This window comes from Geobacillus subterraneus (assembly GCF_001618685.1).
Lineage (GTDB): Bacteria > Bacillota > Bacilli > Bacillales > Anoxybacillaceae > Geobacillus > Geobacillus subterraneus.
Window position 1 is genome coordinate 1,950,118 of sequence record NZ_CP014342.1, and the last position, 16,751, is coordinate 1,966,868.

General features: G+C 46.7%; 13 protein-coding genes and 2 pseudogenes. 3 read left to right on the top strand and 12 right to left on the bottom strand.

What is annotated here, in order from left to right:
- Positions 1 to 217: 217 nt before the first annotated feature.
- From GS3922_RS09530 to GS3922_RS09560, 7 genes and pseudogenes are all read right to left on the bottom strand, one after another.
- Positions 218 to 973, bottom strand: coding sequence for an iron ABC transporter ATP-binding protein (locus GS3922_RS09530; RefSeq protein WP_063166158.1), 756 nt, complete (start codon positions 971 to 973; stop codon positions 218 to 220).
- Positions 967 to 1,917, bottom strand: a complete 951-nt coding sequence (locus GS3922_RS09535; RefSeq protein WP_063166159.1) for an iron chelate uptake ABC transporter family permease subunit — start codon at positions 1,915 to 1,917, stop codon at positions 967 to 969. The genes GS3922_RS09530 and GS3922_RS09535 overlap by 7 nt, the downstream gene beginning before the upstream one ends.
- Positions 1,910 to 2,857, bottom strand: a complete 948-nt coding sequence (locus tag GS3922_RS09540) for an ABC transporter permease (RefSeq protein ID WP_063166160.1) — start codon at positions 2,855 to 2,857, stop codon at positions 1,910 to 1,912. Before GS3922_RS09540 ends, GS3922_RS09535 begins: the two co-directional genes overlap by 8 nt.
- Positions 2,858 to 3,291: 434 nt before the next feature.
- Positions 3,292 to 3,651 carry an AtuA-related protein gene (locus tag GS3922_RS18165; protein ID WP_225995646.1) on the bottom strand — a complete coding sequence of 120 codons (360 nt, stop codon included), beginning with the start codon at positions 3,649 to 3,651 and terminating at the stop codon, positions 3,292 to 3,294.
- A pseudogene (locus GS3922_RS09550) lies at positions 3,608 to 4,163 on the bottom strand (aldehyde dehydrogenase family protein); the annotation flags it as partial. The pseudogene GS3922_RS09550 and the gene GS3922_RS18165, both read right to left, overlap by 44 nt.
- A 100-nt stretch (positions 4,164 to 4,263) precedes the next feature.
- Positions 4,264 to 5,985, bottom strand: coding sequence for an assimilatory sulfite reductase (NADPH) hemoprotein subunit (gene cysI, locus GS3922_RS09555; RefSeq protein ID WP_063166161.1), 1,722 nt, complete (start codon positions 5,983 to 5,985; stop codon positions 4,264 to 4,266).
- 26 nt (positions 5,986 to 6,011) lie between these two features.
- The gene (locus tag GS3922_RS09560; protein WP_063166162.1) at positions 6,012 to 7,841 is read right to left on the bottom strand and encodes an assimilatory sulfite reductase (NADPH) flavoprotein subunit; all 1,830 of its coding nucleotides are present in this window, start codon (positions 7,839 to 7,841) and stop codon (positions 6,012 to 6,014) included.
- 239 nt (positions 7,842 to 8,080) lie between these two features.
- On the opposite strand from GS3922_RS09560, the gene GS3922_RS09565 reads away from it, so the two are divergent.
- Positions 8,081 to 8,977, top strand: coding sequence for a LysR family transcriptional regulator (locus GS3922_RS09565; protein WP_063166163.1), 897 nt, complete (start codon positions 8,081 to 8,083; stop codon positions 8,975 to 8,977).
- Between the two features lie 30 nt (positions 8,978 to 9,007).
- On the opposite strand, the pseudogene GS3922_RS09570 reads toward GS3922_RS09565, so the two are convergent.
- Positions 9,008 to 9,217 (bottom strand): annotated as a pseudogene (locus GS3922_RS09570) (cation transporter dimerization domain-containing protein); the annotation flags it as partial.
- 507 nt (positions 9,218 to 9,724) lie between these two features.
- On the opposite strand from GS3922_RS09570, the gene GS3922_RS09575 reads away from it, so the two are divergent.
- Positions 9,725 to 10,912, top strand: a complete 1,188-nt coding sequence (locus GS3922_RS09575) for an IS701 family transposase (RefSeq protein ID WP_063166165.1) — start codon at positions 9,725 to 9,727, stop codon at positions 10,910 to 10,912.
- Positions 10,913 to 11,763: 851 nt separating this feature from the next.
- Here the strand turns inward: GS3922_RS09575 and GS3922_RS09580 are convergent.
- The 3 genes from GS3922_RS09580 to GS3922_RS09590 are packed head-to-tail and all read right to left on the bottom strand — an operon-like array spanning position 11,764 to position 14,948.
- A complete protein-coding gene (locus GS3922_RS09580) occupies positions 11,764 to 13,014 on the bottom strand; it encodes an MFS transporter (RefSeq protein WP_063166166.1) in 1,251 nt (416 codons plus the stop codon).
- Positions 13,011 to 14,270, bottom strand: a complete 1,260-nt coding sequence (locus tag GS3922_RS09585; protein ID WP_063166167.1) for an ATP-grasp domain-containing protein — start codon at positions 14,268 to 14,270, stop codon at positions 13,011 to 13,013. The genes GS3922_RS09580 and GS3922_RS09585 overlap by 4 nt, the downstream gene beginning before the upstream one ends.
- Before the next feature lie 15 nt (positions 14,271 to 14,285).
- Positions 14,286 to 14,948 carry an ATP-grasp domain-containing protein gene (locus GS3922_RS09590; protein ID WP_236933450.1) on the bottom strand — a complete coding sequence of 221 codons (663 nt, stop codon included), beginning with the start codon at positions 14,946 to 14,948 and terminating at the stop codon, positions 14,286 to 14,288.
- 131 nt (positions 14,949 to 15,079) lie between these two features.
- Here GS3922_RS09590 and GS3922_RS09595 point away from each other — a divergent pair, with 131 nt between their 5' ends.
- Entirely contained in the window at positions 15,080 to 16,213 is a 1,134-nt protein-coding gene (locus GS3922_RS09595) for an IS4-like element IS5377 family transposase (RefSeq protein WP_063165554.1), read from the top strand.
- On the opposite strand, the gene GS3922_RS09600 is transcribed toward GS3922_RS09595, so the two are convergent.
- Positions 16,183 to 16,749 (bottom strand): ATP-grasp domain-containing protein, encoded by a 567-nt coding sequence (locus tag GS3922_RS09600; RefSeq protein WP_063166169.1) that lies wholly within the window; start codon positions 16,747 to 16,749, stop codon positions 16,183 to 16,185. The genes GS3922_RS09595 and GS3922_RS09600 overlap by 31 nt on opposite strands.
- Positions 16,750 to 16,751: the final 2 nt, after the last annotated feature.

Below are 16,751 nucleotides of genomic sequence, written 5' to 3' on the forward strand. Positions count from 1 at the left end.
TTTCTCAAATGGAGAAACTTTGCGGCATCGGCTTCTCATTTCACGCGATCTAACGTCAGCTAGGAGTGATCGTTGTTTTTCACCAGCCTTGTTGAAAACCATGCACGTCATGCCGACAATGAAACGGGCGCACAGTCCGCCACGTTATGGATCACACAAGCTACATCTCGTCCGAATAAGTCTTCTAGCCATATTCGCGCCATTGCAATGACTGGTCTTAAAAATATACACAAATGCGTCTGTTCTCAATCGTTTGGATATGAACATCCATATCGTAAATGCCACGCAGTACTTGGCTGCGCATCATGGTGGATACATCGCCTTCGGAAACGACTTTTCCATCCTTTAAGGCAACGATGTAATCGGAATAACAGGAAGCGAAATTGATATCATGCATGACGATAACAATCGTCTTATCCAGCTGATCCACTAAGTTGCGCAACACTTTCATCATTTGCACCGAATGTTTCATATCTAAATTGTTTAGCGGCTCATCTAAAAAGATGTAATCCGTATCTTGCGCAAGCACCATGGCAATATACGCCCGCTGCCGCTGTCCGCCGCTCAATTCGTCGAGATAGCGGTGCTGTAGGTCATTAAGCTCCATGTAGTGAATGGCTTCGCGCACATATTCGTTATCTTGGCGCGTCAGTCGGCCGCGCGAGTACGGAAATCGGCCGAATGAAACGAGTTCCTTCACTGTCAGACGAGCGGCAATATGGTTTGACTGCTTTAAAATCGAAATCTTTTTCGCTAGTTCCTCTGTCCGATAATGGCTGATTTCTTTTCCATCGATCCATACTTCACCGCTATCTTTTGGAATGAGGCGGCTCATGATGGAAAGCAATGTGCTTTTTCCCGCTCCATTCGGACCAATCAGCGATGTCAATTGACGCCGGGGAATCGAAAGCGACACTTGATCAACGACTTTTTTTCCGCCGTATCGTTTCGATACTTCTTTTACTTCTACCATGCTTTTCGCTCCTTTAACAACAGATATAGGAAATATGCTCCACCTACCATATTGATAATGACGGACAATGTCGTCGAAAACGTGAACACCCGCTCAACTACCCATTGACCACTGACAAGAGCGATAACACCAAACAACGCCGCCCCTACGAACAAATACCGATGTTCATACGTTTGAAAAAACGCGTAAGCGACGTTCGCAACAATCAACCCGAAAAACATGACTGGTCCAACAAGCGCCGTCGATACGGAAACGAGCACGGCGATAATCATCAACATCCGCTTGACAACCGTCTCATAGGAGACGCCTAAGTTAATCGCGTGATCTTTTCCGAGTGACAATACGTCGAGCTCGGGAAGATGCCGGTATGTGTACCATATAGCAATCACAATGACAATGCCAGCCGGCCAAAGCAACTCGGTTTTCATATTGTTGAAACTAGCAAACATTCGGTCTTGGATAATCGAAAATTCATTCGGGTCAATCAAATATTGCATAAACGATGTCACACTTTGAAAAAACGTCCCCAGAATCATCCCGGCAAGCAGGATGAAATACACCGTCTGCCCTTCCCGCCGAAAGAGGAAAGAATAGAGAAGAATCGAAAAGCCAATCATGCTCCCAGCGGAAAGGAGAAAATGCACCGTATCGTTCATCATCGTCAATGTCGTCGACCCGAACAAAAACACAATCGCTGTCTGAATTAACATGTACACAGAATCAAGTCCAATAATGCTTGGCGTTAAAATCCGGTTGTTCGTTATCGTTTGAAACAAAACGGTTGAAATCGCTCCCGCCCAGCCAACGAGCACCATCGCCGTCACTTTTTCACCGCGGGAGCGTAAAATATATTCAATGTTGCCGCGCAGCTCAGTAAGCAAGAACAACGCAATAAAAGCTAAGGCCAGTACAACGAGCACTGCTGTTTTCATCCGGTTAGACATATTGCTTCGTTCTCCTTATAAGCAAATATAAAAAGATGCCGCTCCCGATCACCCCTACTGTTAAGCCGATCGGAATCTCATATGGATAAATGACAATCCGACCGAGCAAATCGCAAACAAGTACGAACAACGCCCCAGCAAGCGCAGTTACCGGTAATACTTTGCGTAAATGATCGCCATAATACATTGACACAATATTCGGAATGATCAACCCTAAAAACGGCAGAGAGCCGACCGTCAACACTTCAATCGATGAAATGATCGCAACAATGATCAGTCCTGTATACACAATCGATCGGTAACGAAGCCCTAAATTCGTGGCCATCTCTTCTCCCATGCCTGCGATGGTAAACCGATTGGCATACGCGTAAGCGACCACCATAAGCGGGACGCTAATGTATAACATCTCATAGCGTCCTTGCATCATAACCGAAAAATCGCCTTGTAGCCAAGCGGACAGCGATTGGATCAAATCATATTTATACGCCAAAAACGTTGTCACCGAGCCGACGATATTCCCAAACATGAGACCGACAAGCGGAATAAACACCGAATCTTTATATTTGACACGATCTAACACCGTCATGAACAACAGTGTTCCAACAAATGCAAACAAAACAGCAACAGCGGCCTTGACGATGGGCGCAGCCGAAGCGAACAAAATCATGGACACTAATAGCCCAAGCCGAGCCCAGTCCATCGTTCCTGCCGTCGTCGGCGACACGAACTTGTTTTGGCTAAGCTGTTGCATAATTAAGCCGCAAATGCTGACGCTCGCCCCAGCGATGATGATGCTGACGAGCCGCGGCAGCCGGCTGATCAAGAAAATTTCCCACGCATCACGATCCCTCTCCCACAGCTCACGGGGCGATAAATCATGTACCCCGACAAATAAGGAAAGAAGCGATAATCCAAAAAGCAACAACACCCATTTTTTCATCGTCCTCATCCTACCGTTTGTCTTCTTTTATCTGCGCTCATCCCATCCGTCCAACCGTTCCATAAAAACTAAATGAAGCGACAACCGAGCGCGATTTGACTATGTATCCTTTTTCTTTCTGTTGTCCAACCTCTCGCCGAAGCATTCAACCACGCTTGGCTTCTTAGCTCCCATTTTTCTACCTCTCAACTAAGCATGTAGAAACCAATACGTCGACAAATTATTTTGAAATAGATAATCATTATCACCAACACAGATTTATTCTAATTGATAAAAATTATCATTGTCAATATATTTGATGGTTTTTTTCATTTTCTCATTTTTTTCTCATTTCGAATGCTCCTCACCACGAAAACAGGCAGGCCCACCTCGGCCTGCCTGATCGCTCACAGAGCATGATATAGGATTGAGATAGAGAATGACATTCCCCCTTGCTATATGCCATTGGCCAGATCGATCTGCATCGTCAGCAGAGCATAGCTTAACGTTTTGCCGTGCGGATCAAGGGCCAGCGAAGTGGTGACACCACCATCGAGTGCGTTGTGGCAAACAAACTGCAGCGCTGCAATGTTAGGAAGCTCGTAGCGAACGATCTCTCCTTTCACAATGTCGCACAAATGATCCTTCACTTTTCTGTAAAGCAAAAAACAGCTGTTCTGAAAGGCTGCTTTCTTCAAGAGAAACAAAGCATTCTCCTCCTGCCTATATAAAAAAGGGCCCCGCTGCATGGAGACCCCTTTGGCTGCTTTCTTACCCTTTGACAAAGACGGTTTTGATGGCAGTGAAAAATTCAATGGCCGCCCGTCCTTGTTCCCGCGAATGGGAGCTCGATTGCTTCATGCCGCCAAATGGCGCCTGAAGCTCGACGCCAGCGCTTTCTTCGTTAATCCGCACGAGCCCGGCTTCAATATCTTGGATAAACGTTAACATTTTTTCCAATATTTCGGGTGAAAATCGAGGCGCTGAGGCCAAACGGCGTGTCATTGGCTAAAGCTATCGCTTCTTCAAACGTGTCCACTTTGATTAAGGCGAGCACCGGTCCGAAAATTTCCTCGCGGGCGATCGTCGTGTTTGGGGATACATTTTCAAGCACCGTCGGCTCCACATAAAATCCGTTGGCCAACTCCCCGTCGTCCAAGCGGCGGCCGCCACAAAGCAATGTCGCTCCCTCTTCGATCCCTTTTTCGATATAAGAAAGAACCGTCTCTAATTGCTTTTGGCTGGCACATGGCCCCATCCACACGCCTTCTTCCAGTTCGTTGCCGATTTTCAGCTGTTTGATCTTCGCTAACACTTGTTTTTTAAATTCAGATTCATTCAATGGCATTTACCATCTTGACAGAGAAGCGACAAAAAACCGGCCTCCCCAACACAAGAGAGACCGGTTCGAATGAAACCGCATCAGTTTAATCGTGAAAATTCGTCCCATCCGTCACTTCTTTAACGATGCCGGCGCGGATGACGAAGTCGCCGAAATGTTCGCCGTCAAGCCGCTCTTTGGCATAGCGGGACAAAAGGACGCGCAGTTCGCGCAAAATGTCTTCTTCGCCGATGTTTTCGCGGTACAGTTTGCCAAGGCGCGTGCCGTTGAAGGCGGCGCCGAGGTACATGTTGTATTTGCCGACCGCTTTGCCGACAAAGGCAATTTCGGCAAGCACATGGCGGGCGCAGCCGTTCGGACAGCCCGTCATGCGGATCGTGATTTCTTCGTCGCGCAAGCCGTTTTCATCGATGATTTCCTCGATTTTATCGAGCAGTTTCGGCAAGTACCGCTCCGCTTCCGCCATCGCGAGGCCGCATGTCGGCAGCGCGACACAGGCGAGCGCGTTGCGGCGCAAGGCGGTGTACCGACGTCCGTCGGTCAGGCCGTACTTGGCGATCAGCGCCTCGATTTCCGGTTTTTTCTCGCTCGTGACGTTGGCGATCACTAAGTTTTGGTTTGCTGTCAGCCGGAAATCGCCGGTATGAACGTTGGCGATTTCGCGCAGGCCAGTCATCAGCTTGTAATCGTCGTAGTCTTTGACGCGGCCGCCTTCGACAAACAGTGTGAAATGCCACGTTCCGTTGACGCCTTCGACCCAGCCGTAACGGTCGCCGTTATGCTCGAAATGGTACGGGCGCGCTTCGCCGAGCTTCCAACCGAGGCGGCGTTCAATTTCCTCTTTCACGACTTCAAGGCCAAGCCGGTCGATCGTGTATTTGAAGCGGGCGTTTTTGCGCGACGAGCGGTTGCCATAGTCGCGCTGAACGGTCATAATTTTTTCCGCCACCTCAACGACTTGATCCGGCGTGCAGAAGCCGATCACTTTAGCAAGCTGCGGGTACGTCGTTTTGTCGCCGTGGGTCATCCCCATGCCCCCGCCGATGGCGACGTTAAATCCGGCGAGCTTGCCGTCTTCCACGATGGCGATCAACCCGATATCTTGTGAGAATACATCGACATCATTGGACGGCGGGACGGCGATACCGATTTTAAATTTCCGCGGCAAGTACGTCGGACCGTAAATCGGTTCTTCCTCGCCGTCGACTTGCGGCGTGCCAGCTACTTTTTCTTCATCCAGCCAAATTTCATAATACGCCCGTGTCCGCGGCAACAAATGGTCGCTTAACAGTTTCGCCCATTCATACACTTCCGCATGCACTTCCGACTGGTATGGGTTCGGATTGCACATGACGTTCCGGTTGACGTCACCGCAGGCAGCGAGCGTTGTCATGAGCGCGCCGTTAATGGCTTGCATCGTTTTTTTCACGTTCCATTTCAGGACGCCGTGCAATTGGAACGCTTGGCGCGTCGTTAATTTTAACGTGCCGTTCGCGTACTTGCGGGCGATTTCGTCCATGACAAGCCACTGCTCCGGCGTCGCCACCCCGCCCGGTGTGCGGACGCGAATCATGAACTGGTACGCCGGCTCCAATTTTTGTTTTTGCCGCTCGGTGCGGACATCACGGTCGTCTTGCAAGTAGCTGCCGTGAAACTTCATCAGCCGGTTGTCATCATCCGGGATGCCGCCGCTGATCGGGTCTTCCATCGTTTCGGCGAGCGTGCCGCGCAAGTAATGGCTTTCCTGTTTAATGCGCTCGACATCGCTTGGCGGTCCGTCCGGCGCTTTTAACACGACTTTCGCCATTTCCGATTCCACTCCTTCTTTAGAGATTAATAGACGTCGCGTTGGTACCGTTTTTGTTTTTGCATTTCCGTCAAATACGCTTCTGCTTGTTCGCGGCTCATGCCGCCTTCTTTTTCAATAAGATCAATGAGCGTCTGGTGGACGTCGCGCGCCATGTGCTGCTTGTCGCCGCAAATGTAGACGACGGCGCCTTCCTCGAGCCAGCCGAACAGCTCTTTGCTTCGTTCAAGCATCCGGTGCTGGACGTATACTTTTTTCTCCGTATCGCGCGAGAAAGCGACATCCATTCTTGTCAGCACACCGCTTTTCAGCCAGGCGAGCCATTCCGTTTGATACAGGAAGTCAGTCACAAAATGCTGGTCGCCAAAGAAAAGCCATGATTTTCCGTTCGCTCCTGTCGCCTCGCGCTCTTGCATAAAGGCGCGGAACGGCGCCACCCCCGTGCCCGGTCCGACCATAATGATCGGCGTCGACGGATCTTTCGGCAGCTTGAAGTTCGGATTCGGTTGAATAAAGACCGGGAGCGTATCACCGATGTGAATGCGCTCGGCGCAAAACGTCGAGCACACCCCTTTGCGCAGGCGGCCGTAAGACTCATAACGAACCGCACCGATCGTCAAATGCACCTCGTCCGGATACGCAGCTAAGCTGCTCGCGATCGAATACAGGCGCGGCGGCATTTTTCGCAAAATGGAAATGACTTGTTGCGGCGCAGCGTCCCACGAGCCAAAATCGCGCAGGGCATCGAGCAAGTCGCGGCCTTTGGCGTATTCTTTTAATTTCGCCTCATTGCCCGGAGCAACAAGCTCTTGAAGCGCGCTGTTTTTCGATAACGGCGCCAGTTTTTGCAGCAGTGCTTTCGTCAAAACGGTGATTTCAAAATGGGACGTGAGCGCTTCTTTCAGCGACCGCACTTCTCCGTCCTTGTCAATCGTCACTGTTTCTTCCGGGTTCCATTTCATTTCTTGGATGACAAGGTCAACAAGCTCTGGATCGTTTTTCGGGAAAATGCCAAGCGCATCGCCCGGCTCATATTTCAAACCCGATCCTTCGAGCGACAATTCGAGATGGCGCGTTTCTTTATTCGATCCGCGGCCGTTTAAGTTAATGTTTTCCAACACCTCAGCTAGGAACGGGTTTTTCCGCGAATAGACGACGGCAGGCTCAGCTTTCGGCGCCGCAGCCACAGCCGACAAGAGCGGAGTTGTTCCACCGTTGGCATTGGCTTGTTTGCTCAACTCGCCAAGCACGCCATCGAGCCATTTCGCCGCTGCTTCCTCGTAATCGACATCGCAATCGACGCGTGGATAAAACCGCGTTCCGCCAAGCTCCTCCAACCGCTTATCGAAATCTTTCCCCGTCTGGCAAAAATGCTCGTACGACGTATCGCCGAGCGCGAGGACGGAGAAACGGAGATGATCCAGTTTTGGCGCCCGCTTGCTGTGAAGAAATTCGTAAAACGACACCGCGTTGTCCGGCGGATCGCCTTCCCCATGCGTGCTCACGACGATGAGCAGCGTCTCGACTTTCTTCAATTCATTCGGCTTAAAGTCAAGCATGGACGACACTTTCGCCTCGAATCCGCGCTCCTTGAGCGCCTTGCCGGCTTTTTCAGCCAACTTTTGCGCGTTGCCGGTTTGTGAACCGTAAAGAACAGTCACTTCTTTCGAAACCGGCTTGCCACCCCCGGCAAACAGCGTCGGCGCCTCGGCATCGAGAACGCTCACCGCGGTCTCGGCTGCGGCCAAATACCCGCTCAGCCACAGCTTTTGCGACGGCGTCAACGTCGGCAACAAACGGTTCAGGAGCTCGATCTGCTCCTGACTAAACGGACTGTTAGTGACTTGCAGCTGCAACGTGTCCACCCCTCAATATAAAATAGAATGATGGCGGAATTTCTTTCTGAACTTTTATCGGTGTGGCCGCCAAACATCCATTATTCCTATAAAACAAGTAGGCTTTAAATGTTATATCATATTTACACTTTACCGCAAAACAAAACATTAGTAAAATAAATATAAATTATTAAAACTATTAATATTTCTAATCAATATCTACGCTTGGATGAAGCCATCACGGGCAGGGGGGAATGAGTATGTATTATGACGAATTAAAAACGTTTATTACGTTGGCAGAAGTGAAAAATTTCACAAAAACAGCTGAAATCCTCCACCTCTCCCAGCCGAGTGTCAGTTTGCACATTAAAAATTTAGAAAAGGAGTTTCAAACCAAACTGTTCATCCGTTCCCCGAAACGGCTGCGCATGACGCCAACCGGTGAACTTCTGTATGACCGCGCCAAACAAATGATGGCGCTTTATGAACAGACGAAACAAGACATTTTAGAGCATCACCACTCGGTGAAAGGCGAATTAAAAATCGGCGCCAGCTTTACGATCGGGGAGTATATTTTGCCGCCGTTTTTGCTCGACTTCCAACAGCGCTACCCGGAACTCGAACTTGAGGTGATGATCGGCAACACAAAAGAAATCGTCGAACTCGTCCGCTCGTACCAAGTGGATATCGGCTTGATCGAAGGACAAACGAACGAAAAAGAACTGTCCGTTCACCCGTTCATGCAGGACGAACTTGTCATCGTTGCTTCAAACTGCCACGAATTGGCACAAAAAGAGGAAGTGACGATCACCGATTTGCAAAATGAAGCATGGGTAGCACGCGAAATCGGTTCCGGCACACGCGAATACTTCAACCACTTCATCCGCTCAAACGGATTAAAGGTGAAATCGCTCATGATCATCAGCAGCAACCAAGGCATTAAAGAAATGTTAATCAACGGCAACGCCTTGTCCTTGTTGTCGCGCAGCGTCGTCGCCCGCGACATCGAGCACGGCCACCTGTCCATCGTTCGCCTGAAGCACCCGCCGTTTTACCGGATGCTTTCTTATATTTATTCGCCGGTTATGGAAAACAAACAAAGCGTCCGCATTTTCCTTGAAACGTTGCAAACCAACTGGACGGGCGCCAACAAATAACAGAAGGGCGCGGTCATCGATGACCCGCCCTCACACTTCCATCTCTCCATGACGAATGTGCGGCATTTCGATTTGAATCGTCGCATGGCGAATGTGAAAGCGCGTTTCGACCAAATCAATCGCCCGCTGCAAAACCGCCTGTCCATCGCATCCTTCCTCAATGAGCAAATGGCAGCTTAACGAATCAAGCCCCGAGGTGATCGTCCAAATATGCAAATCGTGGACATCGATCACCCCATCAGTGATCTATTGATTTGTATCAAATTATTCTTATGTTTATTAATCATTGATTTTAAGCCAATTTCGAAGCTTATCCAATCTATAAAATCTAACAAAAATCATTGATTTCTATTAAAAATGTGGTCAAAATGTGGTCACGTGGTCAAGAAGGCCGGAGTCTTACTCCGCCTTCTTTTTTTCAGAAGTCCTGCTTACACAACACCTCATGCTACACGCAATATTCGTTCTTGGAGTATTTCTCTGGCTTTCCAAAAAAATTACTTCAAGGTAATCGGACAGATACTTATGTCGAAAAATTAATCTGAATTTATATAACCAAGAAATATTTTTTGATATTTTTGAATATTACACTTATTTTATTTGCTAATCACACTCTTTCTTCTTATTACTGTAGATGAGCAAATTCACTAACATAAATTGACAACCAAACAAAAAAGGAGACATGAACCCGACTCCTTGGTTAAAATAGATGTGCTAACCAACCATTCACAAGGAGGTTCATGTCTCATGAATAGATTAGCACATCATCAAGGAATCCACAAGTTTTTCTTCGCATTGGGGTTGGCATTGCATTTCTCGAAGCCGGTTCTGAAGCATCTCGTTCATATCGTCGATGCCTTGACCACCAAGGGATTCTCGGGAACGCTGACGGATCTCCATCACTGGAGTTTTCATCCCAATCATCGAACAACGCTCAGCCATTTTTTCACGAAAAGCCCTTGGGATGAAGAGACGTTGCTTCGCAAACTCCAGCAATGGATCCTTCATCGCATCAAGCGAATCGCCAAACGGGAGAATCAACCCCTTTTTGTTTCGATTGATGATACCATTTGCCAAAAAACGAAGCCTTCGTCACGGGCTGCACACGCCATTCAAGGGTGTGGTTGGCATTTCTCTCACAAAGATCATCAATCGGTCTGGGGGCATTCGCTCGTTTGGCTGATGGTGCACACCTTCACGCAGGCGTTCCCATTTGCGTTCCGCCTGTATGACAAGAAGGCGGGAAGGAGCAAAATCGACCTGGCGATCGAGATGCTTTCCTCACTCAAGGTGGAACCGGATCGGCCGGTGTATGTGCTCATGGATTCGTGGTACCCGTCCAAAAAGCTCATCGAAGCCTGCTTGAGCAAGGGATTTCATGTCATCGCGATGCTCAAGACGAACCGGATTCTTTATCCGAAAGGCATTGCGATCCAAGCGAAGCAGTTCGCCCGCTATATCGAGCCCCAAGACACCCGCCTCGTCACGGTGGGGAAGGAGCGTTACCGCGTGTATCGCTATGAGGGGGCGATCCATGGCCTCGATGACGCGGTGGTGCTGCTGGCTTGGAAGGCGGATCAGCCGATGACACCGGAACATCTCCATTGCGTCTTGAGCACCGACCGGGAGCTAGGCGATGAAGACATCTTGCGTTACTATGCCCAGCGTTGGACAATCGAATGCTTTTTCCGACAGGCGAAAGATCAACTGAAGCTGGATGGATACCGCGTCCGCCACATTCGGGCGGTGAAACGGTATTGGGCGGTGGTGCTCTTGGCCTGCGTGTACAGCATAGCGGAATCCCAGCAAGACCTCTCCACCGGATTGGAGCTTCTTCGATCGCGGAAAGGCCACAGCGTCGTCGAGTTCATTTATAACGCCGCGAAGCAAGAGATTCCCATTGATGTGATCAAAAAACAGCTCCATGTCGCCTAAGGGGTTCCCTGTTTGTCTCTCTAACCATGGAAATTATTGTAATGAAAAATGCTCATCTACAGCTTATTATTTTTTTGCTAACAAAGTCATTATAATACAGTTCATAATATGCTAAATTTCCGCAAAAATAACACTTGCAACGACTATATGTTTTTTGTACATGAGGAATGTGAAGTAACTTTAATCCCTCTCTTATATGTTTTTGACAAACAAATATCATAAATTATCCCCCCGATTAAATACACACTAATGGATTACTCCAATTTCCTCATAATTCATTACCGGCTAATAGAGATACACTTTATTCTTAGGAATGTAAGGGGATGTCAGCCGTACCATACTTCATTAGGAACTGTCATATGAAAGCATTGGTTCATCAGGTTCGCATACACGTTGTAGGGAAGATTACGCTCATCTTTTCCTTATATTTCCGTACCGTATCAACCACAAACCTTCTTCGATCATGACGAAAGCCTGTTTATTACAAAATAAAAGTGTAAAGATTTGCAGAGAATTGGATTTGTGCCAACTTTACATGAAGAAGTGGGCGTGATAGCCTCGCTGGGCGAAGCCAACCATTGATATTGCTGGCTTTTTGGCTTGATAGTCACGCCTACAGAGACTCCATGTCAAGTTGCAATTCTTTGCACTTCCTTTTGCAAAACTCTATATTTTTTCTTTTCCAAAAACATACGAGCCACAATCTTTGGAAACACACTGATCCCTTGTTTACTAAGTTTTTGCCTATAACAACCTATGTGAAAAACGACTATCGAGTTGAAGTTTTTTGGAAGTCATCATCCCACAAAACGTTGAACCCCTAGCACGAGGTAAAATCTCGCTGTTTCGTTTTAATTTATATCAATCTCCGTAGAAATATTTTTTCGTTGATATGGTTTGCAAGCAAACACCCAAATAATCGCTACAATTCCTCCCTGCACAGCATAGATCCAGCGATAACTGAGTATCTCCCCAAGGAAGCCCATTGCTATATATACAACAAGTGATATGACGGAAAAAAAGGTATTAAAAGTAGAATAAACTCTTCCTTGATAATCAAGTTCGGTACTTTTCAGAGCCTCAGTTAAATACATAATTCTCGTTTGAAAAGTGATACCGATAAGAAAATAGCCCAGAACTGCCATCCACATATTTTGAGACAAGGAAAAAAATATAAGGCTAAACGCCAAAGACAATAAACCCAAATGCATTAATGGCTTATCCCCGTATATACGCGAGACAATCGGTAAAACCAATCCCCCGATTAGTGCTCCAACACCAAAGGAAGCATCGATAAACCCGAATCCATTTGTTCCAACCTTTAATTCATTAAGTGCAAAAGGGGCGATAATCACATTAATGGTGCGAAGAATCACAATAAACAGGAGAACCATTAGATATTTAGGAATGATTTCTCGATGGAATCGTATATACGTGATTCCATCGTTCAACTCACCCCAAAATTTCGTCCATGCTCCACCTTTATCAGTTATTCTGGCTGGTCTTATCACTTCTCTTCTCATAGCCAACAAGCAGAACGCCGAAAATATGAATGTACTGGCGTTCAAGATCATGATGACCATAGGAGAAGAGTAAGTAATGATCAATCCGGCCGCGCTTGCACCAATCAATCCACCGATTTGGTTTGCGATCGAACTGAAGGAGTTCGCTGAAAGGAGCATTTCTTTTGGAATAACCTCACGAATCAGTGCCATCGTGGAAGGATTATACACTTGGTCACCCAGCGCAACGAAAAAAGCCATCGCATACAAATGCCATGGTTGAAGCTGTCCCAGCCACCAAAAAATAGGTATAGCAAGCACAATAACAGCTCGAAAAAGATCCATATAAACTGATAGCAACCTACGGTCCCATCGATCGACAAATACACCGATAAACGGTGACAACAAGATACCAGGAATAGCAGCACAAACAAGAACAACAGCAACTGAAAAACTTGCTCCGGTTAACTTTATTGCCAACCAGCTATTAGCAATAAACTGCATCCCCGTACCAAACATCGAGACTGTCGTACCGATAAAGTAAAATAGGAACGGTCGTTGGCGCAATATCTCAAATCTTTCGCGTATAAGTTCATTCATAAAGAGTCATCACCAATCTGATCGTTTACTTCTACTACTATTTGATTTAATAATTGATCTACAATTCTATTTGCAGCCGTTGCATCGTCTGCAACAACCACTAAATCGCCTATCCAGTCATCATTTGATGTTGGATATCGTACCTGATCGCCTATTTTGACTTTCCATTGAAATTTCTCGACAAACTGGCAACCTTCAATTAATTCCATACCTTTCAATACGCAAATCTTCCCTGTTTTTGGTGCAGTGAAATGATATACACTTGCACCTTTTTTCCATTTTGGCGTCAAATCAGGTTTTTCACCAACAAACATCTTGATAGTTTCACGAATAGGGTCTATTCCCGTCGCTTTATAAATCAGTTGCGGGACAATACCACCAGCTAATCTAGGATTTATCTCTACAAGATAGGGACCTCTCTTGGTAAGAATGAGTTCTGTGTGACACGGACCGAAATCATATCCAATCGTTCCAAGAAGATGTCTTACGTAGTTAGTAATTTCTTTGGAATTTTTAATTTCAACAGGAAAACTTGCTCCTACCTCTACAAAATAAGGATAACCCGTTAGCTTTCGATCGGTAATTCCTAAAACGTGGTGATCACCGTTCATGGAGAAAGTTTCGACACTAACTAAGTGACCTTCCAAATACTCCTCTATCAAAAAATCGGACGAGCGCTTCAGTCCACGATTGTTATCAAGGTTTAGTCTGTTTTTTTCGTACATCTCTTCCAATTCGGATTTATTGTAAACAATTCTCACGTTTCTACTTCCTGTGTTGTCCACTGGTTTAAACACACATGGATAGCCTATTTGTTCAGCAAGAAAATAGGCTTCCTCCAAACTATTTCCACTTCCCCATCGTGGGACAGGAATTCCATTTTCGGAGCATACCTGTCTAGTGATATGTTTGAGACGCGCTGTCTTTACAGCTTTAGGATTACATGCAGGCAGACCTAATCTTTTTGCAACCTCAGCTACAATTGGTGCGTAAAATTCACTGAAGCTTAATATTCCGTCAAAAGGGTGTTGCATTTTAAATTGCTTTAAGTATTGCAATAATTCATCTGGCTCATTTGTTGGACATTCTTTGATACGGTCTGCGTACCGTAATGGATGATCGTCTAATCTCCTTCCCTTCATATAGTGTTCAAGATTTGCTGTCACAAACGTCACGCTATAACCAAGTTCCTTTGCGATGCTTATAGCTTCAATCCCGTTTCCTGGATTACTCTCAACAAATACAATATGCTTCAACTCAAATTCCTCCTTTCACACATGATGATTCTCAACATTATTTATGACAACATTTATCCTTCTTGAAGCTGCTTCTGCCCGGTTGATAGCTTCCTCAACAGTATCACCTTCAGCTACCACGTAACCAACTCGATCCAAACTACTACTCAACTCCGAAATATAGGTTCCAACTTCTTTCAACATTCTCACTTCTCTGATTCCAGCCATCGCTTTGACTGATTCAATCCCTTCAAAACGTTCAATCATCCCAATGTTTGCATTAACGTAACGGATAGCAGCTGCTTTCGATCGAGTTGCAGTTAAATCAACTGGCCTACCAAGAGCCGCTTCAACCATTATTTTATATATGTTACAACCTGTTGCGATATCTACTAACATAGGAATCCGATCGCCACCTGGACGAGTCTGGGTTTCAATGATGTGAACCCCTTTTGATGAGAGCTTTACTTCCGTGTGAGCTGGACCAAAGGTGTGACCGACGGCGTCTAACAATTCTTGCACTTCGTCGAATATTGCTGTTTTTTCTTCGTGGCTAACACGAGCCGGAACAGCATGCCCCATTTCAATGAAGTGGGGCGCTCCAGTTGTTAATTTTTCTGTGATAGCCAACAGCGTATGTCGTCCATCAATTGTCATTGTTTCAACGCTGAACTCAACCCCATCTATATACTCTTCCACCAAACATGGAAACAATATATTATTTCGACAGGCGTGTTGATTATCCAATAAAATCCAAAGGGTATAGAAAAAAGAGCACCTTTCCTGTAGAATGTGAGTAACGACACAAACAAACCCAGGAGGTGCTCTCTATGAACAAGCATACCACACTCCCGAATTTGATGCAAAAACTTGTTTCGGATGAAGAGATTCAACTGATTGCCGAAGCGGTTGGGTATCGTGATTCGTCTCGAACCTTTACGTTGCGCGAGTTGATTCACTTCTTCCTGCTGGCCGCCATGCATCAATGGAAAAGCTTTCGCCACGGAGCCGATGTGGGGCCTCTGTATGGATTGCCGCGATTCCATTATTCAACTGTATCCAAGAAAGCGAAAGAAGTTCCCTATGACATCATGAAACGCTTGTTGGCGTTGATCATTTCCAAGTGCAACCGCCAAACCCGCCGTTCGCTTCGGTTTCCCAAACCGCTTCGGGTGGTGGATTCGACGACCGTCACGGTCGGGAAAAACCGCCTCCCATGGGCGCCGTATCACGGCGAACGCGCCGGAGTGAAGCTGCACGTCGCGTATTCGCCGGAATCCTCGCTGCCGGCAGACGTGGTGGAAACGACCGGACTGCGTCACGATGGCCCAGTGGGAGAACAGTTGACGAACGCTCAACAAGTGCTGGTGGAAGACCGGGCGTATTTCAAAATCGAACGCCTCGATCGATTTGTGGAGCAGCATCAGCTCTTTGTCATTCGAATGAAGGACAACATCGAACTTCATCAGAAAAAAAGCTTGAAACGCCTTTCCAGCACATCTTCATCGGTTCAAGCCGACTTCACGTGCCAGTTGGGGACGAAACAATGCCGATCGACCAAGCGTCACCGGGTAGTGATCTTTCGAGATGCAAATGGCCGCGACATTCGGGTCGTGACGAACCTCTTCCATGCGTCTGCGGAAACCATTGCCGACATGTACCAACAACGTTGGACCGTTGAAGTCTTTTTCCGTTGGGTGAAGCAATATCTGAATGTCCCGACCTTGTTTGGCACGACGGAAAATGCGGTATACAACCAACTGTTTGCGGCGTTCATCGCGTATGTGTTGCTGCGATGGCTGTATGATCAAACCAAAAAACAGACGAACGTCTCTCTTTCCTTCATTTCGTTCGTTCGCCGTTTTTTCTCTGGGCAGCTTCCTCTCGATTGGAAATCCGGGATGGCCGCTGCTTTGTTTGAGTATGCCCAAATTTATGGAAGGCGTATGTATAATTTTGGATAATCAACACTCGTGTTATTTCGAGATTTTTGCTCTTCCAACTCAGACATGTCTATGATCAGCCTGACACCTTTGCTTCCAGTTCCATCAATTGGCTTTAAAATGATAGGTCCTCCAACACTTTGAAAAAAACGAACAATCTCTTCGAAATTGTTGACAACGCTAAAACGTACAGGATTGCAGTTGGAAGCCAACATTTGCTGTCGCATTTTGTATTTATCACGGGTATTTTCTACCGCTTTAACAGGGGTATTGAGCAAACCAAACTCTTCTGCCATCTTGGACGCAGTCAATAGCGAAAATTCCGTTACGCTCAGTACCGCATCAAACGGGCGAATACGATGTAAACAGCGAATGAATTCTTCCAGATCAGGATTGTCGTTGAGCTCCATCATGTGCACGACATCAGCAATTTGTAAATCTTGAGGACGCAAACGATTTTTGTGCTGAATAAAAGTAAGGTGAATATTCTCCGCTAGTTTGGCATATTCAATTGCTTGAGTGTACCCTCCAACCATCAATACTCGTTTTATCGACATTT